We start from the raw sequence: 26,380 nt of genomic DNA on the forward strand, positions 1-26,380 counted from the left end.
ATAGCCTGAGCAGTTACTATAATTCTACCATTGACCGCGGACAGAAGTCATTACCAAAGAGGCACACTATGAAGATACTCGTACTCGGAGCCACCGGTTTTATTGGCGGGCAAATCGCCCGCGCAGCATTGGATGCAGGCTGGGAAGTGAGCGCCCTGCGTCGTAACCCCAACAGCAATGGGGACCTCGACGGCGCGCCTGTAGCGTGGGTTGCCGGAAATTTGGCCGATTCTGCCTCCTTACGGGCGGCAATGCAAGGCATGGATATTGTCTTCCATGCCGCGGCCTACTATCCCAGCGGCACACATCCGCGGCAGGTGCCCGCAGCCGTTACCCACGCCCGGCAGGAGATCGAAACTGTGCTCAATGCTGTGCGCGCAACCCAGGCACCGCGACTGATCTTCACATCCACGCTCTCCACCATTGGGCAACCCCCACCCGAAGAAAAGCGTCTCGCCGATGAACGCGATATTTACCAACCCGGCTCAATGCCAAAAAACGCCTACTACGAGTGCAAAATTGCCATGGAAAACGCCGTGCTGACTGCTGAAGATATAGACTCGATCGTACTCTGCCCCACAGCCGTATTCGGCCCCGGCGATGTGCACCTGACAATGGGTAAATTGCTCATCGGTGTGGCGCGTGGGCGCATCCCCGCGTGGCTACCGGGCATCATCAATGCCATAGATGTGCGCGATGTCGCCACGGCACATATTACCGCGGCGCAACATGGCAAACGCGGCGAGCGTTATATTCTTGGCGGGTATAACTTCACGGTTGAAGAAGCGCTGCGTCAGGCCGCCCACGCGGCTAATATGCCCGAGCCGCGTTTCGAGATTCCACTATGGGTTACGCGCGCCCTCGTCGCTCTCGATGACGCGCTGCCCTTCGTTTCGATTTCTGGCAATCACCTGCGCGCCCTCCCCCATTGGCAGGGCTATAACACAGCCAAAGCGCAGACTGAATTGGACCTGGTGCCGCGTCCCTTTGATGAAACTGTACGCGACGCGTTACACTGGTTCAAACAAAAAGGTTATTTGTGATGATACGATCCAAACGTCACAGAATAATTGTCGGTATCATTGCACTCTTGCTCACAACCTTAGCCTGCGGCAACGCCGCCCCAACTTCGGCCATCCCCCCTAAACCTGAAATTTCTGTCTTTGATTCCGGGCGCACGGTTTACGGATTCTTCCCCAGCCCGCCGGAACTGACCACTGAAAGTCTGCTATCTACACTGGATGGCATCCACCAGCACGGCGACGTGATTCTGGTGCAACGTCCCGTCCCCTGGGAAGCTTTCATCGAGGCCTCGGATGCCGAGTCGCAAGAATACACCGATCTGGTCGACTTGCTGACCGTGGCTTCCCAGCACAATCTGGAATATATTCTGGTGATCGACCCTCTCAACGGCCTCGACCGCCGCCAGTTCGCCAGCTTGCCAGCCGAACTCGAAGGTAGTAATTTTGGCACGCCCGAAATACGCGCCGCCTTCAAAAATTACGCCACCCGGCTGGCAGGCGATCTTCAGCCGCGCTATTTGGGATTGGCCTCCGAAATCAACACCTACGCCGACGCCCAACCTGCCGATTTTGAGAATTTCGTCAATCTGTACCGTGAAACCTATGCCGCAATAAAAGCCGTTTCACCGCAAACACAGGTTTTCGTCACCTTTCAATGGGATGATCTCAACAACGTAATTCCGTTTGATATCGCCGATGGAGAGCCTTTCCAGCCCAAGTGGGAGCAAATCGAAGTCTTCGAACCGCAATTGGATCTTTGGGCAATTTCATCCTATCCCTTCGTGGTCTTCGATTCCGCCGCCGACATCCCCGCCGATTATTACACTCCCCTGCTGACGCGCACGGACAAACCGCTGGCTGTGGCCGAGGGCGGGATGAACTCACGCCCGATTGGGCAATTCCCCGGCACGCCACAAGACCAAAGCGATTATCTCAACGCCATACATCAGCAAATTGGGTCACGGCTGGATTTTTGGATCTATCTGATGCTGGACGACATCAACGGCGAAGCCTACCGCGAATTCCTGGCCCAGAATGGTATGCAATCCACCGCCGACACGATTCTGTGGTTTGCCGCTGTGGGGCTGCGCGAGATGGATGGCGCCCCGAAACCAGCGCTGGAAACCTGGGATCAAATTCGCACTGAATGAAGAATTAAACTAAACGGAGCCGAGACATGAAACGCTATTCTATCATTCTCCTGCTTTTGTCTGTCTCTCTGGCCTGCGCATCCACATCTGTTTTGCAAGCCTCCCCGACACCGATCTCACGCCAGAGCAGCATCCCTTCCGATAATATCAAAAAAACTCCCGATGATGATGTTTGGCCGCCGGTGATCGCCACAGGCTGGAGCCAGCCGCAGCCGCTGGGGGCGCCGATCAATACCGCTGGGGGCGAAGACAGTCCCTTTATCCCCGTAGATGGCAGCGCACTGTACTTCTTTTTTACGCCGGATGTGCGCGTCCCGGCGGGAGAACAGCTTCACGATGGCGTAACCGGTATCTGGGTGGCGGCCAAACTTGGGGAGGGGTGGGAGGCGCCAAGCCGCGTGATTCTGGCGCCCGAAGATGAACTCCACCTGGATGGCTGCCCCTTTGTGCTGGGAGATTGGATGCTATTCTGCTCGGTGCGCGAAAGTACGGGGAGCGAAATCCGCTGGTTCAGCGCCCAAAAGGCGGATTCAGTTTGGGTAGATTGGCAAGATTGGAGCGACGAAATTGACCCGGCCTATCAGGTCGGCGAACTGCATATCTCAGCCGACGGAAATGAATTGTACTTCGGCTCGGAGCGCTCTGGCGGGTATGGCGGTTTTGATATCTGGATGTCGGTAAAATCAGATCAGGGTTGGGGCGAACCCATTAACCTGGGGCCGGGGGTCAACACCGCCGCTGATGAGAATCGCCCCTTTTTAACGGCGGATGGTGCGGCCTTGTGGTTTGACTCTACCACTCGCAGCGGCTTGTACTACCCCGGGCCAGCCGTTTTCCGTTCCGAACGCCAGACCGATGGCACATGGGACACAGCGCAGGAGATTGTCTCACAATTCGCAGGCGAACCCATTCTCTCGCCAGATGGGAACACGCTCTATTTCGTGCATCATTATTTCGACAAAGACTTAAGCCAAATGCTAGAAGCCGATATTTACGTTTCCCACAAAACGATACCCTGATGCTTAAATAAAAAAATGTAATTGCTCAGCCTCGAACAGAAAAAGGCTGAGCAGTTACAAAAAAGCGTATTCATCAACGGAAATGAGAACACAGAAACGCGTCACCGCGTAGCGTGAACATGGGGCTATCCCATACGCCCGGTAATATAGGCTTCGGTAAGTTCGTGTTCCGGATTTGTAAAGATTCTTTCAGTAACATCAAATTCGATTAATTCACCTAACCAGAATAACCCCGTAGAATCGGATACCCGTGCGGCCTGTTGCATATTATGTGTCACAATCACAATCGTGTAACGCTCCTTCAGTTCATGAATCAGCTCTTCGATTTTTGCGGTTGCGATCGGGTCCAGCGCCGAAGCCGGTTCGTCCATAAGAATGACTTCGGCTTCAACTGCCAATACGCGGGCAATGCACAGACGCTGCTGCTCCCCCAGCGAGAGACCCAGCGCATCATCATGAAGTTGATCCTTTACATCATCCCAAACCGCAGCACGCTGCAAACTGCGCTCGACAATTTCGTCGAGGTCGGCGCGGCTCTTCGTCATCTGGAGAACCCGTGGGCCAAAGGCCACATTATCGTAGATACTCTGCGGGAATGGATTCGGCTTCTGGAAGACCATCCCAACCCGCTGGCGCAGGTACGCCAAATCCATATCCGGAGCGTAGATATCTTCTCCATCCAATAGTATTTGTCCTTCAACGCGCGTTCCCGCGATGGTATCGTTCATGCGATTGAGACAACGCAGGTAGGTGGATTTTCCGCAGCCCGACGGGCCGATTAACGCGGTCACTTTTTGAGGCAGAATATCCATATTGATCTGGCTCAAGGCTTTGCTGACCCCATAGTAAAAATCTAAATCTCGGATGGCGAAGACAGGTGGTTTGCTCATACAGGAGATTATACACAAGGCATAGCGCATTGCGTAGATAGAGTTTTACCCAACCAAGTTCTCTTGTATTCGATTTTATTTGCGGCTATAATCTGCAACCAATGAAGTATTTACGCATTCTTCCATTTGTTATATTCTTGCTTTTCCTGGCCGGGTGTGCCACCCAGAACGGTGCGGCGAGTTCATCTTCCACGAACGCGGATACGATCGAGAATAAAGGCTCCGACACGATTGTCAATCTGGCACTGGCATGGGCTGAAGCATACCAACACGTCAATCCTGATATTCGTATCTCGGTCACTGGCGGCGGATCGGGAACCGGCATCGCGGCGCTGATTAACGGCACGGTGGATATTGCCAACGCCTCACGACAAATCAAAACCGAGGAAATTGAAGCCGCCCAGGCCAACGGCAGCGACCCGGTGGAGTTTGTGATCGCCCGCGATGCGATTGCGGTGATTGTGAATCTGGAAAACCCGATCAATGAACTCACCTTGCAACAAATTTCGGATATTTACAGCGGGAAGATCAACAATTGGCTTGAAGTTGGCGGCGACGACCGTCCAATTGTACGCCTGTCGCGCGAAACCAACTCCGGTACGCATGTCTATTTTCTCGAAGAAGTTCTGCGCCTGGGCGAGAAAGACAACACAACCCTGTTCTCTCAAAATACGCTCTTGCTGCCTTCGTCGGAGGGCATCAGCGTTGAGATCCGCCAAAACCCCAATGCGCTTGGCTACGACGGGCTGGGTTATGTGACCGATGAAATGAAAGTCATCGCGGTTGCGCGCGAAATCAACACCGGTTATATTCTGCCCTCCGCAGAAACCGTTAACAACGGCAAGTACCCCATTGCACGCGATTTATATATGTATACCAACGGCGAACCTACGGGAGCGGTCAAGACCTATCTCGATTGGATACTTTCTGCCGCGGCCCAGCCAATTGTGACCGAGCTTGGCTTTGTGCCGGTTTTCCCATAGACACAGGTGAGACGCACTTGACAAGTGCGTCTCACCCTTACGATACCCCCATGAATAACGCTCTCAACTGGCGCGAAAAAATCATTACCCGTTTCATCAAAGTATCCGGATACTCCGCCATTATTTTTGTCGGCCTGATATTCTATTTTCTGCTGCGCGAAGGCTTGCCTACGCTCGGCGAAGTTCAATTCAACAGTCTGTTCGCCACTCGCTGGTATCCCATCGAAGACTATTTCGGCATTTTGCCGCTGATTGGCGGCTCGTTGATCGTCACGATCGGGGCGACACTGATTGCAGTTCCGTTTGGCGTGGGAGCCGCAATCTACATCTCCGAAATCGCGCCCCGCTGGATGCGTGAAATCCTCAAACCGCTGGTGGAAGTTCTCGGCGGGCTGCCATCGGTCGTTCTTGGCTTTCTGGGGATTTTAGTGCTCTCGCCATATTTGCGCGTTTTGCTCGATTTACCCACCGGGCTGACCGCTCTGGCCGGGTCGCTGCTTTTGGGGGGCATTGCTATCCCCACGGTGGTCTCTGTAGCCGAAGATGCCCTCGACGCGGTGCCAAAATCGTACCGGGACGCGGCCCTGGCGCTGGGCGCCTCCGAATGGCAAACCATCTGGCGAGTGACGCTGCCCGCGGCGCGCTCCGGCGTGCTAACCGCCGTGATGCTCGGCATCGGGCGCGCCATCGGCGAAACCATGACGGTAATGATGGTCACGGGCAACGCCCCAGTGTTGCCAACCGGCCTGAGCGCGCTCTTCGCCCCTGCCCGCACCATGACCGCCACCATCGCCGCCGAAATGGGCGAAGTTGCCAACGGCAGTGTTCACTACCATGTGCTATTTTTCATCGGCATAATTTTGTTCCTGATCTCGCTGATTGTCAACGTCACCGCTTCGGCGGTTGTCTTCCGGCAGCGCAAACGCCAGGAGCGTATTCTTTCGTAAACCATCATGGCTTCTACATCCAAATCTCGTCTCACCACCCAACGCATCGGCTTCGGCCTGCTCACCAGCATGACACTGCTCACCGTGCTGCCGATTCTAGCCGTGGTCATTTATATTGTCGTTCTCGGCGCACCGGCAATATCCTGGGAATTCCTCAGCGGCTTTCCCCGTGAGGGAATGCGCGCCGGGGGCATCTGGCCTGCCATCGTGGGCACGTTCTACCTCACCCTGGGTACAGCCGTCTTTGCTGTGCCGCTGGGCATCGGCGCGGCGATCTATCTCTCGGAGTATGCCCCCGAAAACCGCTGGACGCGGCTTATCCGCATTGCAATTATCAATCTGGCGGGCATACCTTCAGTGGTCTACGGATTGTTTGGTCTGGGCTTGTTTGTGCTTTTCCTGCAATTCGGCACCAGCATCCTGGCCGGTTCGCTGACGCTCTCGATCATGACGCTGCCCGTCATCATTAGCACCACTGAAGAAGCCCTGCGCGCTGTACCGCAAGCTTTTCGCACAGTGAGTATTTCTCTCGGAGCCACCAAATGGCAAACCATCCGCCGGATTGTGTTGCCGCAGGCGCTGCCCGGTATGCTCACGGGCGTAATCCTGGGCCTGGAACGCGCCGCGGGGGAAACTGCGCCCATTCTGTTCACTGTAGCTGCCTTCTTCCTGCCGCGCTTGCCCTCCTCACCGCTGGATGCCACCATGGCGTTACCCTACCATCTTTTTGTCATCTCCACCCAGGTTCCAGGGATGCCGGTCAAAATTCAATATGGCACGGCGCTGGTGCTGCTCACCTTCGTCCTCGGCATGAACTTCATCGCCACCACCATCCGCTCGCGGGCGCGGGCGCGGCGTCAATGGTAACTCAGCATGAATAAAATCTCCATCGAAAACCTGACTCTGCATTATTCGGATGGCACTGAATCCTTGCGCAATATCACGATGGGCATCCCGGCCAACCAGATTACGGTTTTGTTCGGCCCGGCAGGAGGGGGCAAGTCGAGTTTGCTGCGGGTTTTAAATCGTCTCAACGATTTAGCGGATGTCACCTATCTGGATGGGCGCGTGCTCCTGGACGATGAAGATATTCTCAGCCCCAAGATCGATGTGATTAAACTGCGCCGCCGTGTGGGGATGGTCTTCGCCCGACCGGTGGTGCTGCCCATGAGCATCCGCCAGAATATAACCTACGGCCTGGAAGTTGCCGGAGTGAAAGACCACGCCCGCCTGGAATCCGCCGTAGAACGCAGCCTGCAGCAAGCTGCGCTGTGGGGTGAAGTCAGCGACCGCCTGGACGATGCCGCGATTGCGCTCTCTGGCGGGCAGCAGCAGCGTTTATGTTTAGCGCGTGTATTGGCCCTGGAACCCGAAGTGATCTTGCTCGATGAACCTACCTCCGGCCTGGACCCGATTTCAACGGGGAAAGTCGAAGAGTCGCTGCAAGTATTAAAGAAAACCTACACCATCATATTGGTCCCCCACTCGGTGCAGCAAGCCGCCCGCACCGCCGATTTTGCCGCTTTCTTCCTTCAGGGTGAGTTAATCGAGTATGCCGCCGAAAAAACCCTGTTCACGAATCCCCAACATCAACAAACCGAAGATTACGTCGAAGGCCGCTTTGGATAATAATTTATTGGAAAGGAAAATTGCATGACCAGAGAGACATTAGATCACCAAATTCAGGGTTTACTCGACAGCATCCTGGCATTGGGCAGCATGGTTGAAGAAGCCATCATCAAAGCTGTTAACGCGCTGAAAAACCGCGATATCGAATCGGCGAAGAGCATTTATGATGCCGATTCGATCATCAATCAAAAACGCTTTGAAGTCGAAAATGCGGCCATTATTACCATTGCGACCCAACAACCCATGGCGCGCGATCTGCGCATTTTGGCATCCGTGATTGATGTTGCCGGAGAATTGGAGCGCATGGGCGACTATGCCAAAGGAATCGCGCGAATTACGCTTCGCCTGGGAACCGAAGCGCCTATCAAGCCGCTGATCGACATTCCCCGCATGGCCGATATTACCGCCGGGATGCTCCACCGTGCGTTAGGCGCTTTTGTCAGTGCGGATAAAGATTGCGCGCTGGCCCTTCCCAGAGAGGATGACGAAGTTGACCAACTGTATAATCAGGTATATCGGGAATTACTAACTTTTATGATCTCAGATCCCACCACCATTGATCGAGCTACCTATCTCTTGTGGGTGGCGCATAATCTGGAGCGCACCGCCGACCGCGTGACCAATATTTGCGAGCGCACTGTGTTTATCGCGACGGGTGTTCTGGACGAGATTGACGTTTCAGACGACGAAGCGCGCTAGCCTGTATCAATTCTCTACTGCAACGAAAGTAATCGCGTGGTATCACCATAAAAACAGGAGTGTCTGTGCTGCCGCGCAACCCAAACACTCCTGTTTTCGTATCTCATGAGGGTGATGAATCTCCAATTGCTTTCAATTCCAGATAATGCTACACTACATGAAGCATCATCCCTTATCCGTTTTGGAGGTCTCGCTATGTCTGCCGGAAAAATTATTGCGTATGTCTTTGCCGCTATCCTGATTTTCTTTGGTGTGCTGTTTATCTGGGGCACATTCAGCCCGGAGGGGCAAATCGGATGGCTCGTAGTGGGTGTGATCAGTGTCGCCATCGGATTTGGATTAATCTGGTTTGCCGGGCGCAGCAAAGCCACACCCGCTGGTCAGGGGGAGAACGTAACCCTCAATATTGAACTCTCTGGCGATGTCAACCTGGAAACGATGAAATGCCAATCTTGCGGCGGCGCGCTGACTGCAAATAATATCCAAATGCTGGCCGGAGCGCCAGTGGTCAACTGCCCGTTTTGCAATTCCAGCTATCAGCTTACTGAAGAACCGAAGTGGTGACGCATCTCTGTCCTGACGTCAAGCGTGAAGGAGAAAACAAATGAAGAAAAAACTGATTTCTTTTCTTTTTATTCTCACGATTCTACTATCCATACCGATTGACACATTGGCTCAGACTTATTATTTCAGTCTCGACCAGGAGATTGTCAATGTTTACTGGCAGGAAGATGGCACCCTAGCGCTGGAATATGTCTTCTTCTTCACCAACGGCGCTGGCGTCTCACCGATTGATTTCGTAGATGTGGGTATGCCGAATAATAATTACAACATCTCAAACATCACCGCCGATGTCGATGGGCACCCCATTCTCGATATTGAATCATCTCCCTACGTAGATAACGGCGTGGCGCTGGGTTTGGGCAGCAATGCCATTCAGCCCGGGCGCAGCGGACGCGTGCGCGTGGCGGTGGCAGGCATCCGCAATGTATTGTATACAGACTCGACAGACAGCGCGTATGCCAGCGCTGTTTTCAGCCCAACCTGGTTTGGTTCGGAGTATGTATTCGGTTCTACAGATATTACTGTGATTTATCACTTGCCGCCAGGGGTCACATCTGAAGAACCCCGTTGGCACGCTTCCCCCTCGGGCTTCCCGGAGCAACCCCAGGCCGCGATCGACAACCAGGGCAGGGTTATGTATACCTGGCAAAATCCAAATGCCAATGGTTATACACAATATAAATTTGGCGCATCCTTCCCGAAAAGTTATGTGCCTGAAAGCGCCATCTACGCGCCCGGCCTGCTCGAACGCCTGGGTATTGACCCGGATGCGATCATCGGCTTCATGTGTTGCGGCGGGTTTGGGCTATTTTTCGTCTTCCTGAGTTGGGTCGGAAATCGCAGCGCCAAGAAACGTAAAATGAAGTATCTGCCGCCCAAGATTCGCATTGAAGGGCATGGCATCAAACGCGGACTGACCGCCGTAGAAGCGGCGATTTTGATGGAGCACCCCGCCGATAAAGTGCTGACGATGATCCTTTTCGCCGTGTTGAAAAAAGAGGCCGCCAGCGTAATTTCGCAAGACCCCTTGAAATTGGATATTCAGCATCCGATTGATGCCAAATTGCGTTCGTATGAACAAAAATTCCTGGAAGCTTTCCGCGAACCCAAAGCCGCCCAGCGACGCAAAAAATTACAAGACCTGATGATTGATCTAATCAAGAGTGTTAGCACGAAGATGAAAGGTTTCAGCCACAAGGAATCGGTGGCCTACTATAAGCACATCATGCAAAAAGCCTGGCAACAAATCGAGCAATCCGATACGCCCGAAGTGCGCAGCGAACGCTACGACGAACACATGGGCTGGACCATGCTGGATAAAGATTTCGACCAGCGCACGCAGGATGTCTTTCGCGGTGGGCCGGTATTTGTGCCAATCTGGTGGAATCGCTACGACCCCACCTGGAGCCGCAAAACCATCTCCCGACCCGTATCGACCGGCAGCGTACCCAGCAGCGGCAGCGGGCGCTCTGCGCCCTCCATGCCAAGCCTGCCCGGCGGCGAGTTTGCCGCCTCGATGGTGACCGGGATGCAAGGCTTTGCCAGTGATGTGGTCGGCAATGTGACCGACTTTACCAGCCGCGTCACCAACAAGACAAATCCGGCGCCTGTTGCCACGAGCAGCGGAGGCCGCAGTAGCGGCGGCAGTTGCGCTTGTGCTTGCGCCTGTGCCGGTTGCGCCTGCGCCTGCGCAGGAGGAGGACGATAAACGTTCCAACTTCCCAACGTTTGAATGTTCAAACGTTTTATGGAGCCACTTATGCACCTTTTTAGCGGTATGCAATCCTTTATAAAAAAAGATGTTTTCCCACCCCCTGGCCTGCATCATTACCTGCGCGAAGCGCCCGGCGAGCGCACGCGCGTCCATTTGCGCGTAGACCCTGACGGGCACGGCACGCTGATGATCAATGCCAATCAGGTAGTGCATCTTAACCCGACAGCGACGTTGATGGCTTTTCTCTTTCTTGAAAAAAAAACGCAAGAGCAGGCTGTGCGCCTGATTCAGCGTCAATATAAAATTTCTGCCGCCGACGCGCAGCGTGACTACTATCAATTTCTGGATGAATTCGAGGTCATCTTACAACCGGGTGGCTGCCTTGCCTGTTCGCTGGACGAGCTGGAAATCGCCATGCCTTTCAGTACGCGTCCATTGGCCCCCTATCGCATGGATTTAGCGCTCACCTATCGCTGCAACGACGATTGCGCCCACTGCTACAATGCCCGACCGCGCGACTTCCCTGAAATGAGTACCGACGACTGGAAACGCGTCATTGACCGCACCTGGGAACTGGGCATTCCGCATATTGTTTTCACCGGCGGCGAACCCACCCTGCGGGACGATCTCCCTGAATTAATCGCTCACGCCGAGGCCAATGGGCAGATCACCGGGATGAACACCAACGCCCGACGGTTGAGCGATCCCCAGTTTGTGGCAGCCCTCACCGGGGCTGGTCTCGATCACATCCAGATTACGGTCGAATCCCACGATGAAGCCATCCACGATCAAATGGTACGAAAAAATGGCGCCTGGCGACAGACCATCGCCGGGCTGAGAAATGTGCTCGCCAGCCCACTTTTCGTGATGACGAATACTACTATGCTGCAAGCCAATTACGCCGGTATCGGCGCTACGCTCGATTTTCTGGCCGACCTGGGCGTGCCAACCATCGGGCTAAACGCGCTGATTTATGCCGGGCGCGGTCTGGATGTAGGCACTGGTCTGCATGAAAATGAACTGCACCCACTGTTGGAAACTGCCATCCAGAAAACCGAGGCCCGCGGCCAGCGCCTGATCTGGTACACGCCCACGCAGTACTGCCATTTTGACCCCATGCAATATGATCTCGGCGTCAAAGGCTGCACAGCGGCGCTCTATAATATGTGTGTGGAGCCGGATGGCGGCGTGCTGCCTTGCCAGTCCTATTATCATCCGCTGGGGAATATCCTGCACGATACATGGGATTCGATTTGGAACCACAAGTTGGCTATTGGCATCCGGGAGCGCAGCTATGCCCCCGAGGCCTGCCATAATTGCATGTTGCTGCCCGAATGCGGGGCGGGCTGCCCGCTCTCGCTAGATGCAAACCAACCGGCGTTGATCCCTTTTAACAGCATTGCTACATTGACAGAAAATTTGGAACAACTGATTGCTTTGTAAAAGGCGCTAAAGACAACAACTGACGAACCAACCACCCATGGCAAATCTGATTACTTTATTTCGTTTCCCCCTATTGTTTGGATACGTCGCTCTGCTATATTCTGAAAACGCGGCGATTCAGTTGTGGTGCGTCCCTTTCATCGTTGTAATTATATTGATGGATACCTTCGATGGCATGATTGCCCGCGCGCTCAAAGAAACCAGTTTGATCGGCAGCGTGCTCGATATTGCCACCGACCGCACGCTCGAAATCGTTCTGTGGGTCGTCTTCGCCCACCTGGGTCTGATCCCAATCTTCATTCCGCTGATCGTCATCACCCGCGGCACCACCGTAGATGCGGTGCGCTCGGTGGGCATGCAAAAAAGCCTGAGCGCCTTCGAGCAGGTCAAGCATCCCATCACTCGTTTTCTGGTATCTTCGCGCTTCATGCGCAGTAGCTATGGTATTGCCAAAGGTTTTGCATTTGCTTTTCTAACACTTGATCTCGGCCTGACCACTGCCGCTTCACCGTGGAGCCCGGCAATCCACACCACTGCATTAATTTTGTCCTGGCTGGCAGTCAGCTTTACCATTGCCCGCGGCTTACCCGTGCTAATTGAAGGCTATAGCTTGCTGAAGGAAACCGCGTAAAATTTCCTTGATTTTTCCTATGAGGAAACCAGGAAGCCAAGAATTTTTTCTCCTGCATTCCTAGCTTCCTTATAGAAATACATCAAAACCATGAATCTGAACTTCCAATCCCTCACCAACAGCCGTGCTGCCGTAGGGTTGACCCTGTGGATCGGCAAAACTCTGCCTCTAGGCATGGCCTACCGGCTGGCCGAATGGTTTGCCGGGCGAATTGCGCGCCGCGAAAACAGTATCACCCGCGCTGTACGCAGCAATCAGTGGGTGGCACGCGGCGAAAAATCTACCCCCGCTGAGTTGGATGAAGCCGTCCATGAAGTACTATGCCACGCCGGACGCTGTTTTGTCGACCTGTATCACAATATCACCGATCCAGAAGGTCTGAAGACCCTCTTTGTACTCAGCGATAATGTGCGTAAATTGATTGAGCGCAGCCAATTCGACACTCCCGGCGCATTCATCGTCGCACCGCATACCAGCGCCTTCGACCTGGTCTTGCTGACGTTGGCCTATCACGGCATGAATGGAAAAGTACTGACCTATGGCAACCCAACCGGCGGTTACAAATTGCAAAATGATCTGCGCGCCGCCACCGGATTGGAGATCACCCCCGTGCGCGGCCACGAAACCGAAGTCGAAGTCATCGAATATATGCGTAGCGGTGGCATCGTACTCACGGCTATAGACCGTCCAATTCGTAATAAAGCCCACACGCTGACCTTCTTCGGGCAGCCCAGTCCACTCCCGGCGGGGCATATCCGCATGGCACTCGAAGCCGAAGTGCCGGTCATCGTTGTCGCACCGCAATTCATGCCCGATGGCACATATCACCTGCGCCTTTCAGAACCGATCTATATCCAGCCGCACGCTGATCCGGCTGAGGCCTTACGCCTGCACGCCGAGGCTGTATTGAAGGTCATCGAGGGCTATATTCGCCAAACTCCAGGGCAATGGATGATGTATTATCCGGTTTGGCCGGAGCTAATTGGGAATGACGAATGATGAACTCACAAGGGTCAATTCACAATTCACAATTCATCATTGCTCTCGGCATCGCGCTCTTCCTCCTGGGAACCACCCACTTCGCTCCTGCCGTCGCCCTGTGGGATGCGCGCCTGTTCCTTGCCCTGCACCCCCCGCTGCGGCGTTGGACACGCACTTTCCAAATCCTGTGGCACCTGGGACGCACACCTTTTACCATACTATGCCTCATCGTCGCCGCGCTCTTCAATCTACAAAGCGGCGTGCAGGCTGCCATCGTCTTCGCCCTGATCGCCTCCATCGAATGGAGCATCAAACGCACGCTGCAACGCGTCCGTCCCTTCACAGTTTTGCCCAATGTAGAAATGGGACAACCGCGTCAGCCGTACGATGCGTCCTTCCCCAGTGGGGATGCCATGCGCATCTGGTTTTTAGCGTTGGCGCTGCCGACGACCTTCGGGGTGCCCCTGTTCGTCGGCGTAGTGATGAGCATCCTGGCGTTGACCGTTTGCCTGGGGCGCGTGGCCCTGGGTGTTCACTATCCCCTCGATGTGCTGGCTGGAGCCGGGCTGGGCATTCTCGGCGCAGGAATATTTCAAATGATGCTTGCCAATTTTCAATTTGCAATTCTTTAGGAGGCCGCCATGAGCAACCTTGTCAATTCTATCCGAGAACTTTTTGTGCAAAAAGAACCCCTACCCGTGGGCGTATTTCATTATCAAACCCCGCCCGAGGTCGAGAATCCTTACCGTCTGCACCTGCGCCTGGATGCCAGCGGTGAAGGCATTCTGATCGTCAACGCTGCCACGGTGCTGCACCTCAACCAGACGGCTGCCGAATATGCCTACCATCTCGTACAGGAAACTCCCATTGAACAGGCCTCCCGCCAGATCGCCCGCCGTTATCGCGTACCCGCCAAACGAGCACAGCAAGATTTCGCTGATCTCAAAGAGCGCCTGCTGACGATGATCGATATGCCCGATCTCGACCCGGTGTCATTTCTGGGGTTCGAGCGCGACGATCCATACGGCGGCGAGATTGCTGCACCTTACCGTCTGGATTGCGCCCTGACCTATCGTCTACCCAAAGGCGTAAACCCCGAAGTTGCCCCGACCAAACGCGTCGATCGCGAACTAACCACTACCGAATGGCAGACGATTATCGACAAAGCATGGCAAGCCGGAATTCCGCATATTGTCTTCACAGGTGGCGAACCCACCCTGCGCGACGATCTACCCGAATTGATCGCCCACGCCGAAGCCAACGGGCAGGTGACGGGGTTGCTCAGCGATGGGCTGCGCCTTGCTAATAAAGATTATTTCAATATGTTGCTTCAAACCGGCCTCGATCACCTGCTGATGGTGCTGCGCCCCGAAGACGAAGCCGCCTGGGCCGCACTTGAAAAGATTCTCCCTGAAGATTTGCATACCACTGTACATCTGAGCATCACCCCCGAGAATGCCAGTGCCACCCCCGCTCTGTTAGAACGTCTTGCCGAAATGGGCGCCAATGCGATTTCGCTCAGCGAATCCAGCCCCGCTCTCAACGAGACGCTTCAATCCGCTAGCGCGTTGGCTGCCGAATTGGGACTCTCGCTGGTCTGGGATGTACCTGTGCCGTACTCTGAACGTAACCCTGTAACTCTTGAAATTGAAGAAGATGCCCCACCGCAGGGAGCCGGACGCGCCTGGCTCTATGTAGAACCCGATGGCGATGTGCTGCCCACGCAGGGCGTTAACCAGATATTGGGCAATCTTCTGCGGGATGAGTGGGAACAGATTTATCGCTAAAAAAGAGCCGGTCAATTTCATTGACCGGCTCTTTTTTTAGCGCCTTCGCCTACCCAATATGGCCGCCAGGCCACCCCCAATCAATACGACTGGCGAACATACCAACATGATAATCCCGGCAATTAGTAGGCCTTGCGCCGCGGCATGTTGACTCTCTACAAAAGCCACCCGATCGCCAGCAAATAACTCATCGGGCAAAATGCCCCCCGAGGCAGCTTTCTTCCCCAGAGTGGTCACCAGATCACCATCGTAGAAGCCCAGATAGCGGTAAGAGCCGTCGGGCAGCGATTGTGAATCATAGGGGGCTGTCTCTCGCGAATTGGAGAGAATCAACACCTCGTGCAACGGGCCACTCAAATTGACGTCTGTTGCCCCCCATAAATCCACCCACTGTCCCCCTACATCCAGGCGTAAATCGGGTATCCGAGTTTCGATTCTCTGCCAGGAGCCGCTGGGCTGGCTATCGCTAGTTTCAGATGTATCTTGGCGAACCTGCCACTCATCCACCTTATAGGCCACAAAATTATTAACATCTGGCAGCGCCTCGCCCTGCAAAATCCCGGTGACCAGCAACTCATCGCCCGGAGCCGAGCTCGTGACGGTTGCAGCATCCATCAGCGGCAATTGCTCAATGCGCCGCGCCTCCAGTTTTTGCCGGGGGGCGAGAAAAAACACGAATAACAGGCCGCAGCTCAGCAGCACAACCGCACCAATCCCTACCCAAATCAGGGCGCCAAAGCGTTCTCGCAACGATCGAAAAAGATTCATTAAGCACCTCTTGAAAACTGATACAATGTAGGTTCCATCTACACATCTTAACAATTTCCATTTTACCGTGTTTTCCTTGTTAATTTGCAAGATTGTGAGGCATCATGCAATCCCAATATTCTCCATCCCAAACCAGGCAACTCAAGAATATCTTCAAATGGCTCAACCGCTGGATCGTATTTGTCTTCCGCGCTGGCTTTGGCCCTTTTTTCACCCGACAAACATTTGCCGGGAAAATCATGGTCATCGAAAACGTTGGACGCAAAAGCGGCCTCATCCGTCAGGCTCCGGTCAACTATGCGATCGCGTCCGAAGGAAACGCGGTCTACTGCCTGAGCGGATTTGGCGCCAAATCCCAATGGTATCGCAATATTCAGCATAACCCGCAGGTAAATGTCTGGATCGGTGTGCAACGCATCCCCGGCATGGCTCATTCGTTGGAGAATTTCGAAAATCATCTGGATATCTACCGTCGGGTGTTGATCAATAGCGGTTTCGCCGCACCGCTTTTTGAAGGCCTGAATCCCAAAACTGCGCCCAAAGAAATTATTCGCTCGATGGCACAACGCTCGCCTTTGATCCGCATTGAACTCGAAACCGCTCCCGAAACCACGCAACCACACCCCGCCGATCTGGCCTGGATCGTGATCAGCGCCCTGTTCGCCTGGGGCCTGCTGCGTCGAATGCTGTGCCGCAATCACGCATGAGTCTCACCCCGCAAGACTGGCACGCCCGTTTTAGCCAACAAGCCCAATGGACACGCGCCCTGCGCGCGCACCTGTTTCCGCGAATGGGATTTAATGTTGCGCGACAAATTTTGGATGTGGGCTGTGGTACAGGCGCGCTATTTGGGGAATTATTGGCCCAAAGCGATGCGGCTATTTTCGGCGTGGATATTCAACGCCAACACCTGAGGCTGGCGCGTACTCACAAAGATGTACTACTCTCGCAGGGGGATGCCCTCCAAATGCCATACGCCAATGAAGTATTTGATATCACCCTGTGCCATTTCCTGCTCCTGTGGGTCGCTAACCCGGTGCAGGCGCTCAGCGAAATGGCGCGTGTGACACGTCCCGGTGGCATGGTGCTGGCTCTGGCCGAACCCGATTACGGCGGACGGATCGACTTTCCCACGGAACTGGAGCAAATCGGTGCATGGCAAACCGAATCACTCAGACGTCAGGGCGCAGATCCGCTGATCGGGCGTAAACTCTCTGGGTTATTTCATCATGTTGGATTCGAAAATATCGAAACGGGGGTTTTAGGCGGGCAGTGGCGCGGTGCGCCGACAGATGATGCATGGAAAAGTGAGTGGAGCGTATTGGAATCAGATTTCGCGCAGACGTCCGAGTTCTCTGGGAACTCGAACGTCTTAAAACAACTCGATGCTGGTGCCTGGGCAAGTGGCCAACGGGTACTCTTTGTGCCCACATTTTACGCGATAGGTTGGGTCAGACAGCTATAAATCATGCTCTACTTCATGCACATGGGCATAAAGATTCGCCAGCCATATTTTGCCTTCTTGCGTCACATCCAGATAACTCATGGCATCTGACAAATAAGGATATGCCACTTCCCAATAGAATTTAATATAATTACTACGCATATTCCCCGGGCTTTCATAACCAAGCTTCTGATTCATCCCAATCTCTTCAAACTCATAAAATAGCGCCGGAGTTTTGCGCAAATAATTCAAATCGCCAAGCTGACCAATTAGATCGGCTGCCCGCACCAGGCCAGCATAATCGCCTGTCTCCTGATAGGCATCGTCTTTCGGAATGGGGAAACGCGTGCGTTCAATATACGCGCAAATCAATTCGGCCTCTACTTCTGCGGTTAATTTATGGATGTCAAAACGCTCTTGCACAAAAAGTTTGCTGCGGTCAACATGGTATGCTGACAGGGCCGCATCGGTGCCGTCAGCCGAAATCTGCACGGTTTGACCTGCAATGCCCGTGGCATATTCTCCCCGTTTATCGGCCCGGCAAACACCGCGTACATAACCAATATCATGGCACAACAAAGCCATCATAACATGCAGCCAGTCGTGTGGTGTAACCCCTCCCCGTAGAATATGTTTGCCCTTCAGGATCGATTGACCAGCCAGCGTAACCAGAATGGTATGTTCTACATTATGATAGAGCGCATCGGAGTTGGCGATATTTTCAAGCGCTAATCGGCCTGTCCATTCGATAATGTTGGCAAATTGTGGCTCCAGGGCAGAATACGTCTGCTGATAGGCAGCTTTGAGGCTTTTTACAAAATGCTCAATGACCAATTCTTGATAGTAAAACATCGAATTCAACTCACCTTTTCGAGATAAGTCACGTAAGTAAAACAAAGACTAAGCTTTCGGCAAACCGACTTCAATCTGCTCATTCTGGATTCGCACCGGATAAGCGGGAATTGACTCGACAGCGGGCAGAGTCAACGCTTCGCCAGTCCGTACATCAAAACGCGCCCCATGCCGCGGGCAAGCGATCTCACAACCAGCCAGTTCGCCATCCCCCAGCGGGCCGTCATCATGCGAACAGAGATCGGCAATTGCGTAAATATCCCCGGCGATATTAAAAACCACCATATACAAGTCGTCAATTTCGATGAATAAACGCTCTCCATTGGAAAGTTCATCCAGCGCGGCAACGACGACAAATTCGCATTCCGAAGGATCTAGCCGATGGTAATGCATAGCTATTCCACCAGGTCATCGCTGACTTCATCTTTGCCCAGACCATAGGCTCCGGCTTTGAGCACTTTCAACGAGAGCAGGGCACATTTGAGACGCACCGGACCGAGTTCAATGCCCAATAATTCGAGCAAATCATCTTTAGTTAGCGCCTTGACTTCATCCAGCGTTTTCCCGTGGATAAATTCAATTAGCAAGTCAGCAGAAGCCTGCGAAATCGAGCAACCCTCACCACTATAAGCGGCTTCGATAACAACATCGTTATCGTCCACACGCACATCCACACGAATATGATCGCCGCAATAGGGATTATCATCTTCAAATGTAAAATCATGCGGATCAAGCTCGCCGCGGAATTGGGGATTTTTATAGCGGTCAATAATTAGTTCGCGGTATAGGTCATCCATGATCTTGTGTTCTCTTGTAACGAAACTTATGAAAATAATTTCTTGACTTTATAAATACCATCTACCAGGCGATCTACTTCTTCGAGGGTGTTATAGACATAAAAACTGGCTCTGGCAGTCGCCGGGATACCGAATTTTGTATGCAGGGGCATGGCACAATGATGACCCGCACGCACGGCAATACCGTCTGCATCCAGAATTTGGGAGATATCGTGTGCGTGCGCTTCGGGCAAGGTAAACGATGCTACCCCGCCCCTTTGTTCTGCCGCTGGGCCAAAGACCTTCACACCGGGAATTTCTTCCAGGCGTTCCAGCGCATAGGTGATGATCTGGCGCTCGTGCCGTTCAACAGCTTCCATGCCCAAATTGGCGAGATAATCCACCGCTGCGCCAAAGCCTATCGCTTCGGCGATCGCCGGGGTTCCAGCTTCAAATTTGTAAGGCAAAGCATTGCTTTGGAAAGAACGCAACTCCACACGCTTAATCATGTCGCCACCACCCAGAAAAGGCGGCATGGCTTCGAGCAATGCTTTGCGCCCATAAAGAATACCAATTCCGCTGGGACCAAGCATCTTATGAGCTGAAAAAGCCACGAAATCCGCATCCAGCGCCTGCACATCCACTGGCAAATGCGGCACCGACTGGGCCCCATCTACCAATGTCAGCGCGCCGACTTCATGCGCCATGCGGATGATCTCTGCCGCGGGGTTGATCGTGCCCAACACATTCGACATATGTGTGAAGGCGACCATTTTGGGTTCCAGTCTGAGCAGACGGGCATACTCATCCAAATCGAGCAGGCCATCCCCAGTCACGGGAATAAACTCAAGGCGCAGGCTGCGCTCCTGGGCCAGCATCTGCCAAGGAACCAGGTTCGAGTGATGCTCCATCTCGGTCAGGACGACCATATCGCCCAGATTGAGATTGGCACGCCCCCAGGATTGAGTCACCAGGTTGATCGATTCTGTGGTGTTGCGGGTGAAAATCACCTCTCGGGGGGTCGCCGCGCCAATGAACGCGGCAATCCTCTCGCGGGCCGATTCGTAGGCCGCGGTCGATTCTTCCGCCAGCACATGAATCCCGCGGTGAATATTGGCATTCGAATACCGATAGAACTCATCCATCGCCGCGATCACCTGAAGCGGTTTCTGGCTAGTTGCCGTCGAGTCGAGGTAGATCAATGGCACCGCGGGATGTACTTCCCGACTCAAAATTGGGAAATCAGCCCGAATTTTTTGCACATCAAATGCTGCTATCATATGATCTGTTGTAGACATGCGTAATTATCCAATATAAAAAATGTGGCTTTTCTCAGCCACATTTTTGTGCTTTTAATCACCCGCGGCTGCGAGTTTTCGGGCGGCGGATATTTTCGGCCTCTTTAGGACACCATAATACATGATCGGGGACCATCCAGCCATTTGTCAAATAAACATTCTCACGAAACTGGATAGCAACCATTTTGTCATCTACCTGAACGACAACACCAGTAAGCCAATCGCGCACGCGGTCTTTTTTGTCGTTGTCGTGGTCGCATAGAACTTCAACCATGTCGCCAACTTCATATTCACGCCTTGCTTCGGGAGGAGCGGAAAAAGGTAAACCTGCCAATTTAACCTCCAAATAAGAAAATCTCACTAAATAATACCAGGGCTTACGCAGTTCAAAACAATTGCGCCGATGTCGGGGAATGACACCCCCTATTTACAGGCTTATCGCTGAAAAATGCGTAAGTTTAAAACAATCTATTATAAGGCAAAACTTGCTTATTGTGCGTCCATTTTTTCTTGAATTGCTTCCTGAAACCGATTGCGCACACCATCAAAGGGGATTCGCTGCATAATCGGATCGAAGAAACCTTCCACAACCAGGCGCTCGGCCTGCTCATTGGGAATGCCGCGGCTGCGGAGATAAAACACGAGATCAGGGTCAATCTTCCCCACGGTAGCGCCATGCGTGCAACGCACGTCATCAGCCAGAATTTCCAGGCCAGGGATCGAATCGGCGCGGGCATTGTTGCTGAGGATCAGGTTACGATTGGCCTGATAGCCATCGGTTTGTTGTGCGTCGGGGGCCACGTAAATCATCCCCTGCCACACGGAACGGCTCTCGCCTTTCAGTGCGCCCTTAAATAGCAGGTCGCTGGTGGTGTGCGGGGCAAGATGATTTTGCTGGGTATCATGGTCGAGAAGCTGCTGTCCATCGGTAAAATAAAAGCCCGACATACGGCCATTGGCACCTTTCCCGGCTAAATCCAAATCGGAGAAATTTTTGGTCAGGCGAGTGCCAATCGCGCCAAAAATCCAATCAATATTGCCGTCTTGTTCCACGCGGGCGCGCTCATGGGTGAAATTCCACACAGTATCGCCCAGGGATTGCAACTCAACAAAACGCAGATTTGCACCTGCGCCCACACACAACTCAACAATGCCTCCGTGCAACGTTTGTGCCTGGGCGCCATTTGGCGAGGCCACTTCATGAACATAGGTTAGCTCAGCGCCTTCTTCCAGCCAGATTACTAAATGAGAAAAATGAGCCAAGTTTTCGCCAGCCGCCCACACAAGGCTGTGCAATGGCTCTTTCACCTGTACACCCCGCGGCACATACACAAAAACGCCGTTAGGTGTTAAAGCCGCCGTCAGGGCGGCAAATTTCCCTTCTGCCGGATCAACGACTTTCCCCAACGCTTTTCCAAATTCTTTGGGATATTCGCGGGATGCAGTTTCAAAATCCGTGAAGATAATGCCTTTCGGAGCCGATTCTGACTCGAAGTTTTTCTCCATCCCACCGGGGAGCAACGTGATCTGGCCCCCGTGTTGATTGCCAACCAGTGGCTTCAACAACCGCGAGGGGATCGCGGGCAAATCCAAATAGGCATCTGCCCCAGGCAATAGAAAATCGCCTTCCAGGCCGCGAATATCGGTGCGACGCCAGGGTTCGTCTTTCGTCGTTGGGTAAGGCAATTTCTCAAACGCATCCCAGGCACGGGCGCGAAAATCAGCCAAAATTCCGTCTCCCTCGCCGGGAATTGCCATATCCCGTGAAAAATGGAAACCTTCAAATTGCGTTTTTCGACGCGTTCTTTGTGTTCTCGCAACTATTTTTTTCGTTGTCATAATATATCCATCTTAGTGTCGACATCTTGACGTCAAGGTGTCTGACGCAACTATCCGATCGAGCCTTCCATTTGCAATTGAATCAGCCGGTTCATTTCGATCGCATATTCCATTGGCAATTCTTTGACCAGCGGTTCGATAAAACCCGAAACGATCATCGTGGTAGCTTCTTCTTCAGACAAACCGCGGCTCATCAGGTAGAACATTTGCTCCTCGCCAATTTTTGATACCGAGGCTTCGTGCCCAATATTGACATCTTCGTCATCGATTTCGATATATGGATAGGTATCGGAACGCGAACCCGGGTCCAGCAACAGGGCATCACAAACCACGTTCGAGCGCACATCCCCCATCCCTTCATGCACTTTGAGCAAGCCGCGGTACGATGCTCGCCCGCCGTCTTTGCTAATCGATTTCGATACGATCTTGCTGCTGGTATGCGGAGCAAAATGGATCACTTTCCCACCGGTATCCTGATGCTGGCCTTTCCCGGCGAATGCCATCGAAAGAATTTCGCCATGCGCACCCGGCCCCATCAAATAGCAGGAGGGGTATTTCATGGTCAGTTTGGAGCCCAGGTTGGCATCTACCCATTCCATGGTGGCGCCTTCTTCTACGATGGCGCGCTGGGTCACCAGATTATAAACATTATTCGACCAGTTCTGGATGGTGGTATAGCGCACGCGGGCATTCTTCTTGACCACAATCTCGATCACGCCGCTGTGGAATGAATCGGTTGTATATTGCGGAGCGGTACAGCCCTCCACATAGTGAACCTGTGCGCCTTCATCCGCGATAATCAGACTACGCTCAAATTGGCCGATATTGGCGATATTCAAACGAAAATACGCCTGCAAGGGCAAATCAACTTTCACGCCCGGGGGAATGTATACAAAAGAACCACCCGACCAGACCGCACTATTGAGAGCCGCCAGCTTATTATCTTCAATCGGAATGACGGTGCTAAAATATTCTCGGAAAAGTTCGGGGTGCTGACGCAAGCCTTCTTCGATGCTCAGGAAAATAACGCCCTTTTTTTCAAGGTGCTCCTGAATGCTATGATAGACCATTTCGGATTCGTATTGCGCACCCACACCAGCCAGGAATTTTTGCTCGGCTTCAGGAATGCCTAATTTGTCAAAAGTATCTTTGATACTATCGGGAATATCATCCCAGGATTTACCTTCACCATCTGAAGGCCGAACGTAATAGTAAATATTTTCCAGGTCAAGTTTGGCAATATCGCCCCCCCAGGTGGGCATTGGACGCTGTTCGTAATGCGCCAAAGCGCGCAAGCGGAAATCCAGCATCCACTGTGGCTCACCTTTCATGGCCGATATTTGTTCGACAACATCTCGACTCAACCCTTTGCCGGTGTTATACACAGAAACATCGGGATCACTAAACCCATACTTGTAATCGCCAATACCTTCTAAAAGTTGATTATCTGAACTCATAATTTCTCCAGTAAGATAGTTGAGTAATTATTAATTGGATAGTTGATATTGAACTTTCAAAAACTATGCAACTATCTAACTATGCCACTACCGAACTATGTTTCTCGCGCACCCAATCGTAGCCCTGTTCCTCAAGTTGAAGCGCCAATTCGGGGCCGCCAGATTCGACCACACGTCCGTCGAGCATGACATGCACAAAATCAGGCTGGATATAATTTAAAATCCGCTGGTAGTGCGTAATCACCAAAGCGCCAAATTCGCTGTTACGCAAGGCGTTCACGCCTTCGGAAACAATTCGCAAGGCATCAATATCCAGGCCAGAGTCGGTTTCGTCAAGGATGGCGATCTCGGGTTGTAGTGTTGCCATTTGTAGAATTTCAGCACGCTTCTTTTCGCCGCCTGAAAAACCTTCGTTGAGATAACGTCCGGCAAAAGCATGATCCATTTTCAACATATCCATGCGCTCTTTGAGCATGGTACGAAACTGGGGAATTTTAATGCCCTTATCTTCTGGGTCGGCTGCTTTGCGGTGGGCGTTGATCGCTGTGCGCAAGAAATTTGCCACGGTCACCCCCGGGATGGAAACCGGATACTGAAAAGCCAGGAACAACCCCAAGTGAGACCGCTCGTCCGGCTCTAATTCCAGAATATTTTCGCCCTTAAACCAAACTTCCCCACCAGTAACATCATAATTGGGATGTCCCATCAACGCATAAGCCAGGGTAGATTTACCGGTGCCATTCGGTCCCATAATGGCATGAATTTCACCCTGACGCACCGTCAGGTTCAGCCCTTTTAGAATTTCGTTTCCTGCCACGTTAACGTGCAGATCCTTAATCACCAACTCAGACATGAAAAATACTCCTTGGTCGACATGACGAAAACACCATCGATGTCGGAAATTTCTATTGGTTGAACGGGCGGTATTATAGCACGCGGCTTGTTTTAGGTCAATATTTCAGATAAATTTCATATATATTATTGACATTCGAATTAACGGATGATATACTGCCTTTACTAAGGAATAGCATTAAATGTCTACTACACGCGACAAAGTTCTCAAAACCCTGCTCACCCGCCAACGCTGCACGATCAATGATCTGGCAGAGGCTGTGGGGATAAACCCAATATCAGTGCGTCACCACGTCAACAAGCTGGAAGCCACCGGACTGGTAGCTTCGGAAGAAGAACGGCATGGCGTAGGCCGTCCGCGCCTGGTATATTTTCTGACTGAGAAGGGTATGGAAAAATTCCCCAGCCGTTATCTTAAACTTACTGTAAGGTTGCTTCAGCAACTCAAAGAAACCCTGCCTGCCGCGATGGTGGGAGAACTCTTCAGTCAGATGGCCGATGATTTGGCCGCCGATTACACTGCTGAAATGAATCTGGCAGAACTCCCCATGGAAGAACGCCTTGATTTAGTCAAAGACCTCTTGAGCGCTGAAGGCTTCAATATGGAGTGGGAACAAAAGGCTGATAGTTACCACATCCGTGAGGTAAGTTGTCCGTACCTGCATGTTGGCCAGTCGCATCCCGAGGTTTGTGTGGTTGATGAAACCCTGATCTCAAATATGCTGGCTGTCCCTATAGAAAAAGTAAAATGCATCTTGCAGGGGGATTCGTTGTGTACTTATATCGTCCCCAAACACAGCATTACTACAGAGGAAATTAAGAGTTAATATGAGCGCAATCCGTCCACGCCCAAAATGGCTTATCGAAGATACACACCCAGATTTGTTTCAACCCGTTGATGCTGCCTTCCGGGAGGTTATGGACCCCGAAATTGGCCTCAACATTATGGAACTTGGCCTGATTCGCGATGTCAGCATCAATGAAGAAAATCTTGCCCATGTGGTGATGATTATGACCACCCCGTTCTGTCCCTACGCACCGGCATTGCTCGAAAACGCACGTTCAAAGGCTGCCGAAGCTCTCGAACGGGAAGCCACCATCGAGATGGGTATGGAATACTGGGATCCCAGCTACATGGAAGACGGCGTCGGCGCGGATTGGGGTTTATTCTAAACATCAAAAAACTATTCTCAAAAAAGCGAGGGCGTCAATGCCGCCCTCGCTTTTTTGATGGAATCTGTACTTCACAAATCAAATCCTTTATGTTATCCTTGCACGGCTTTCCGCTCCTAGACGCATTCGCGGTGTCAGGGGCAAATTCCATGGAAAGGAGGTAATTATGCGCGATTACGAACTCATCTTCATTATTCATCCCGACCTGGATGATACCGCCAGCAATGACGTATTAGAAAAGGTTAAAGGTTGGATTACCGAAGCAGGGGGGGCTGTCAACAAAGTTGACCCTTGGGGAAAACGCAAGTTGGCTTACCCAATTCGCAAACAGAATAGCGGCCAGTATTTTCTGCTCAATATTCAGATCGCCCCTAGCTTTGTAACCGAGTTAGAGCGCAGTTTACGGTTCCAAGAACCTGTAATGCGCTTTATGGTCACTTCGATTGAAGAATAAGCATTAG

The 26,380-nt window shown here is 52.6% G+C and carries 30 protein-coding genes; 20 read left to right on the forward strand and 10 right to left on the reverse strand.

The annotated features are described in order from the left end of the window. The first annotated feature begins 68 nt into the window (after nt 1–68). The 3 genes from HN413_08890 to HN413_08900 are packed head-to-tail and all read left to right on the forward strand — an operon-like array spanning nt 69 to nt 3,192. On the forward strand, nt 69–1,043 hold the full coding sequence (locus HN413_08890; GenBank protein ID MBT3390514.1) for an NAD-dependent epimerase/dehydratase family protein: 975 nt from the start codon (nt 69–71) through the stop codon (nt 1,041–1,043). Further along, the gene (locus tag HN413_08895; protein MBT3390515.1) at nt 1,043–2,173 is read left to right on the forward strand and encodes a hypothetical protein; all 1,131 of its coding nucleotides are present in this window, start codon (nt 1,043–1,045) and stop codon (nt 2,171–2,173) included. The genes HN413_08890 and HN413_08895 overlap by 1 nt, the downstream gene beginning before the upstream one ends. A gap of 26 nt (nt 2,174–2,199) precedes the next feature. Next, nucleotides 2,200–3,192 (forward strand): hypothetical protein, encoded by a 993-nt coding sequence (locus HN413_08900; GenBank protein ID MBT3390516.1) that lies wholly within the window; start codon nt 2,200–2,202, stop codon nt 3,190–3,192. Between the two features lie 125 nt (nt 3,193–3,317). Here HN413_08900 and HN413_08905 read toward each other — a convergent pair whose 3' ends face one another. Further along, complete coding sequence (locus HN413_08905; GenBank protein ID MBT3390517.1) at nt 3,318–4,082, reverse strand: phosphate ABC transporter ATP-binding protein; 765 nt, start codon at nt 4,080–4,082, stop codon at nt 3,318–3,320. A 101-nt stretch (nt 4,083–4,183) separates the two neighbouring features. Between HN413_08905 and HN413_08910 the strand changes: the two genes are divergently transcribed. From HN413_08910 to HN413_08965, 12 genes are all read left to right on the forward strand, one after another. Next, on the forward strand, nt 4,184–5,065 hold the full coding sequence (locus HN413_08910; protein ID MBT3390518.1) for a PstS family phosphate ABC transporter substrate-binding protein: 882 nt from the start codon (nt 4,184–4,186) through the stop codon (nt 5,063–5,065). A gap of 50 nt (nt 5,066–5,115) precedes the next feature. Further along, nucleotides 5,116–6,012: a phosphate ABC transporter permease subunit PstC gene (gene pstC / locus HN413_08915; GenBank protein MBT3390519.1), complete on the forward strand. Its 897-nt coding sequence runs from the start codon at nt 5,116–5,118 to the stop codon at nt 6,010–6,012. 6 nt (nt 6,013–6,018) lie between these two features. After that, nucleotides 6,019–6,879 (forward strand): phosphate ABC transporter permease PstA, encoded by an 861-nt coding sequence (gene pstA, locus HN413_08920; protein MBT3390520.1) that lies wholly within the window; start codon nt 6,019–6,021, stop codon nt 6,877–6,879. Nucleotides 6,880–6,885: 6 nt separating this feature from the next. Then, nucleotides 6,886–7,641, forward strand: coding sequence for a phosphate ABC transporter ATP-binding protein (locus HN413_08925; protein ID MBT3390521.1), 756 nt, complete (start codon nt 6,886–6,888; stop codon nt 7,639–7,641). Between the two features lie 24 nt (nt 7,642–7,665). Further along, a complete protein-coding gene (gene phoU / locus HN413_08930; GenBank protein MBT3390522.1) occupies nt 7,666–8,340 on the forward strand; it encodes a phosphate signaling complex protein PhoU in 675 nt (224 codons plus the stop codon). Nucleotides 8,341–8,535: 195 nt separating this feature from the next. Continuing rightward, a complete protein-coding gene (locus tag HN413_08935; GenBank protein ID MBT3390523.1) occupies nt 8,536–8,904 on the forward strand; it encodes a hypothetical protein in 369 nt (122 codons plus the stop codon). Between the two features lie 40 nt (nt 8,905–8,944). Further along, a complete protein-coding gene (locus tag HN413_08940) occupies nt 8,945–10,612 on the forward strand; it encodes a hypothetical protein (protein MBT3390524.1) in 1,668 nt (555 codons plus the stop codon). A gap of 51 nt (nt 10,613–10,663) precedes the next feature. Then, complete coding sequence (locus tag HN413_08945) at nt 10,664–12,061, forward strand: radical SAM protein (GenBank protein MBT3390525.1); 1,398 nt, start codon at nt 10,664–10,666, stop codon at nt 12,059–12,061. Between the two features lie 37 nt (nt 12,062–12,098). Further along, a complete protein-coding gene (locus HN413_08950; GenBank protein MBT3390526.1) occupies nt 12,099–12,692 on the forward strand; it encodes a CDP-alcohol phosphatidyltransferase family protein in 594 nt (197 codons plus the stop codon). Between the two features lie 90 nt (nt 12,693–12,782). Beyond that, nucleotides 12,783–13,691 carry a lysophospholipid acyltransferase family protein gene (locus tag HN413_08955; GenBank protein MBT3390527.1) on the forward strand — a complete coding sequence of 303 codons (909 nt, stop codon included), beginning with the start codon at nt 12,783–12,785 and terminating at the stop codon, nt 13,689–13,691. Then, a complete protein-coding gene (locus tag HN413_08960) occupies nt 13,688–14,305 on the forward strand; it encodes a phosphatase PAP2 family protein (GenBank protein ID MBT3390528.1) in 618 nt (205 codons plus the stop codon). The genes HN413_08955 and HN413_08960 overlap by 4 nt, the downstream gene beginning before the upstream one ends. A 9-nt stretch (nt 14,306–14,314) precedes the next feature. Further along, nucleotides 14,315–15,460, forward strand: a complete 1,146-nt coding sequence (locus tag HN413_08965) for a hypothetical protein (GenBank protein MBT3390529.1) — start codon at nt 14,315–14,317, stop codon at nt 15,458–15,460. A 36-nt stretch (nt 15,461–15,496) separates the two neighbouring features. Here the strand turns inward: HN413_08965 and HN413_08970 are convergent, their stop codons facing one another. Continuing rightward, the gene (locus HN413_08970; protein MBT3390530.1) at nt 15,497–16,228 is read right to left on the reverse strand and encodes a hypothetical protein; all 732 of its coding nucleotides are present in this window, start codon (nt 16,226–16,228) and stop codon (nt 15,497–15,499) included. A gap of 104 nt (nt 16,229–16,332) precedes the next feature. Between HN413_08970 and HN413_08975 the strand changes: the two genes are divergently transcribed. Together HN413_08975 and HN413_08980 are read left to right on the forward strand one after the other, a co-directional pair. Beyond that, on the forward strand, nt 16,333–16,935 hold the full coding sequence (locus HN413_08975) for a nitroreductase family deazaflavin-dependent oxidoreductase (protein MBT3390531.1): 603 nt from the start codon (nt 16,333–16,335) through the stop codon (nt 16,933–16,935). Beyond that, nucleotides 16,932–17,693, forward strand: coding sequence for a methyltransferase domain-containing protein (locus tag HN413_08980; protein ID MBT3390532.1), 762 nt, complete (start codon nt 16,932–16,934; stop codon nt 17,691–17,693). Before HN413_08975 ends, HN413_08980 begins: the two co-directional genes overlap by 4 nt. Here the strand turns inward: HN413_08980 and HN413_08985 are convergent. The 8 genes from HN413_08985 to sufC all read right to left on the reverse strand — a co-directional run bounded on the left by HN413_08985 (nt 17,688) and on the right by sufC (nt 24,747). Continuing rightward, nucleotides 17,688–18,524 (reverse strand): metal-dependent phosphohydrolase, encoded by an 837-nt coding sequence (locus tag HN413_08985; protein ID MBT3390533.1) that lies wholly within the window; start codon nt 18,522–18,524, stop codon nt 17,688–17,690. The two genes, HN413_08980 and HN413_08985, sit on opposite strands and share 6 nt — an antisense overlap. A gap of 48 nt (nt 18,525–18,572) precedes the next feature. Next, entirely contained in the window at nt 18,573–18,917 is a 345-nt protein-coding gene (locus HN413_08990) for a non-heme iron oxygenase ferredoxin subunit (GenBank protein ID MBT3390534.1), read from the reverse strand. 2 nt (nt 18,918–18,919) lie between these two features. After that, nucleotides 18,920–19,321, reverse strand: coding sequence for an SUF system NifU family Fe-S cluster assembly protein (locus HN413_08995; protein ID MBT3390535.1), 402 nt, complete (start codon nt 19,319–19,321; stop codon nt 18,920–18,922). 26 nt (nt 19,322–19,347) lie between these two features. Further along, on the reverse strand, nt 19,348–20,598 hold the full coding sequence (locus tag HN413_09000; GenBank protein ID MBT3390536.1) for a cysteine desulfurase: 1,251 nt from the start codon (nt 20,596–20,598) through the stop codon (nt 19,348–19,350). A 58-nt stretch (nt 20,599–20,656) separates the two neighbouring features. Then, on the reverse strand, nt 20,657–20,932 hold the full coding sequence (locus tag HN413_09005; GenBank protein ID MBT3390537.1) for a hypothetical protein: 276 nt from the start codon (nt 20,930–20,932) through the stop codon (nt 20,657–20,659). A 155-nt stretch (nt 20,933–21,087) separates the two neighbouring features. Continuing rightward, nucleotides 21,088–22,437 (reverse strand): Fe-S cluster assembly protein SufD, encoded by a 1,350-nt coding sequence (gene sufD, locus HN413_09010; GenBank protein MBT3390538.1) that lies wholly within the window; start codon nt 22,435–22,437, stop codon nt 21,088–21,090. A gap of 50 nt (nt 22,438–22,487) precedes the next feature. Then, a complete protein-coding gene (gene sufB / locus HN413_09015) occupies nt 22,488–23,894 on the reverse strand; it encodes a Fe-S cluster assembly protein SufB (GenBank protein ID MBT3390539.1) in 1,407 nt (468 codons plus the stop codon). Between the two features lie 79 nt (nt 23,895–23,973). Continuing rightward, entirely contained in the window at nt 23,974–24,747 is a 774-nt protein-coding gene (gene sufC, locus HN413_09020) for a Fe-S cluster assembly ATPase SufC (GenBank protein ID MBT3390540.1), read from the reverse strand. 181 nt (nt 24,748–24,928) lie between these two features. Here sufC and HN413_09025 point away from each other — a divergent pair, with 181 nt between their 5' ends. The 3 genes from HN413_09025 (at nt 24,929) to rpsF (ending at nt 26,373) form a co-directional block, all read left to right on the forward strand. Beyond that, the gene (locus tag HN413_09025; protein MBT3390541.1) at nt 24,929–25,573 is read left to right on the forward strand and encodes a winged helix-turn-helix transcriptional regulator; all 645 of its coding nucleotides are present in this window, start codon (nt 24,929–24,931) and stop codon (nt 25,571–25,573) included. A gap of 1 nt (nt 25,574) precedes the next feature. Beyond that, entirely contained in the window at nt 25,575–25,919 is a 345-nt protein-coding gene (locus HN413_09030) for a DUF59 domain-containing protein (GenBank protein MBT3390542.1), read from the forward strand. 166 nt (nt 25,920–26,085) lie between these two features. Beyond that, nucleotides 26,086–26,373 (forward strand): 30S ribosomal protein S6, encoded by a 288-nt coding sequence (gene rpsF / locus HN413_09035; GenBank protein MBT3390543.1) that lies wholly within the window; start codon nt 26,086–26,088, stop codon nt 26,371–26,373. Nucleotides 26,374–26,380: the final 7 nt, after the last annotated feature.

Source organism: Chloroflexota bacterium, assembly GCA_018648225.1.
GTDB lineage: Bacteria > Chloroflexota > Anaerolineae > Anaerolineales > UBA11858 > NIOZ-UU35.

What these genes read in the sequence shown, in the direction of transcription:
- HN413_08890 (MBT3390514.1), top strand. Translation starts at nt 69, where the DNA reads ATGAAGATACTCGTACTCGGAGCCACCGGTTTTATTGGCGGGCAAATC.
- HN413_08895 (MBT3390515.1), top strand. Translation starts at nt 1,043, where the DNA reads ATGATACGATCCAAACGTCACAGAATAATTGTCGGTATCATTGCACTC.
- HN413_08900 (MBT3390516.1), top strand. Translation starts at nt 2,200, where the DNA reads ATGAAACGCTATTCTATCATTCTCCTGCTTTTGTCTGTCTCTCTGGCC.
- HN413_08905 (MBT3390517.1), bottom strand. Translation starts at nt 4,082, where the DNA reads ATGAGCAAACCACCTGTCTTCGCCATCCGAGATTTAGATTTTTACTAT.
- HN413_08910 (MBT3390518.1), top strand. Translation starts at nt 4,184, where the DNA reads ATGAAGTATTTACGCATTCTTCCATTTGTTATATTCTTGCTTTTCCTG.
- pstC (MBT3390519.1), top strand. Translation starts at nt 5,116, where the DNA reads ATGAATAACGCTCTCAACTGGCGCGAAAAAATCATTACCCGTTTCATC.
- pstA (MBT3390520.1), top strand. Translation starts at nt 6,019, where the DNA reads ATGGCTTCTACATCCAAATCTCGTCTCACCACCCAACGCATCGGCTTC.
- HN413_08925 (MBT3390521.1), top strand. Translation starts at nt 6,886, where the DNA reads ATGAATAAAATCTCCATCGAAAACCTGACTCTGCATTATTCGGATGGC.
- phoU (MBT3390522.1), top strand. Translation starts at nt 7,666, where the DNA reads ATGACCAGAGAGACATTAGATCACCAAATTCAGGGTTTACTCGACAGC.
- HN413_08935 (MBT3390523.1), top strand. Translation starts at nt 8,536, where the DNA reads ATGTCTGCCGGAAAAATTATTGCGTATGTCTTTGCCGCTATCCTGATT.
- HN413_08940 (MBT3390524.1), top strand. Translation starts at nt 8,945, where the DNA reads ATGAAGAAAAAACTGATTTCTTTTCTTTTTATTCTCACGATTCTACTA.
- HN413_08945 (MBT3390525.1), top strand. Translation starts at nt 10,664, where the DNA reads ATGCACCTTTTTAGCGGTATGCAATCCTTTATAAAAAAAGATGTTTTC.
- HN413_08950 (MBT3390526.1), top strand. Translation starts at nt 12,099, where the DNA reads ATGGCAAATCTGATTACTTTATTTCGTTTCCCCCTATTGTTTGGATAC.
- HN413_08955 (MBT3390527.1), top strand. Translation starts at nt 12,783, where the DNA reads ATGAATCTGAACTTCCAATCCCTCACCAACAGCCGTGCTGCCGTAGGG.
- HN413_08960 (MBT3390528.1), top strand. Translation starts at nt 13,688, where the DNA reads ATGATGAACTCACAAGGGTCAATTCACAATTCACAATTCATCATTGCT.
- HN413_08965 (MBT3390529.1), top strand. Translation starts at nt 14,315, where the DNA reads ATGAGCAACCTTGTCAATTCTATCCGAGAACTTTTTGTGCAAAAAGAA.
- HN413_08970 (MBT3390530.1), bottom strand. Translation starts at nt 16,228, where the DNA reads ATGAATCTTTTTCGATCGTTGCGAGAACGCTTTGGCGCCCTGATTTGG.
- HN413_08975 (MBT3390531.1), top strand. Translation starts at nt 16,333, where the DNA reads ATGCAATCCCAATATTCTCCATCCCAAACCAGGCAACTCAAGAATATC.
- HN413_08980 (MBT3390532.1), top strand. Translation starts at nt 16,932, where the DNA reads ATGAGTCTCACCCCGCAAGACTGGCACGCCCGTTTTAGCCAACAAGCC.
- HN413_08985 (MBT3390533.1), bottom strand. Translation starts at nt 18,524, where the DNA reads ATGTTTTACTATCAAGAATTGGTCATTGAGCATTTTGTAAAAAGCCTC.
- HN413_08990 (MBT3390534.1), bottom strand. Translation starts at nt 18,917, where the DNA reads ATGCATTACCATCGGCTAGATCCTTCGGAATGCGAATTTGTCGTCGTT.
- HN413_08995 (MBT3390535.1), bottom strand. Translation starts at nt 19,321, where the DNA reads ATGGATGACCTATACCGCGAACTAATTATTGACCGCTATAAAAATCCC.
- HN413_09000 (MBT3390536.1), bottom strand. Translation starts at nt 20,598, where the DNA reads ATGTCTACAACAGATCATATGATAGCAGCATTTGATGTGCAAAAAATT.
- sufD (MBT3390538.1), bottom strand. Translation starts at nt 22,437, where the DNA reads ATGACAACGAAAAAAATAGTTGCGAGAACACAAAGAACGCGTCGAAAA.
- sufB (MBT3390539.1), bottom strand. Translation starts at nt 23,894, where the DNA reads ATGAGTTCAGATAATCAACTTTTAGAAGGTATTGGCGATTACAAGTAT.
- sufC (MBT3390540.1), bottom strand. Translation starts at nt 24,747, where the DNA reads ATGTCTGAGTTGGTGATTAAGGATCTGCACGTTAACGTGGCAGGAAAC.
- HN413_09025 (MBT3390541.1), top strand. Translation starts at nt 24,929, where the DNA reads ATGTCTACTACACGCGACAAAGTTCTCAAAACCCTGCTCACCCGCCAA.
- HN413_09030 (MBT3390542.1), top strand. Translation starts at nt 25,575, where the DNA reads ATGAGCGCAATCCGTCCACGCCCAAAATGGCTTATCGAAGATACACAC.
- rpsF (MBT3390543.1), top strand. Translation starts at nt 26,086, where the DNA reads ATGCGCGATTACGAACTCATCTTCATTATTCATCCCGACCTGGATGAT.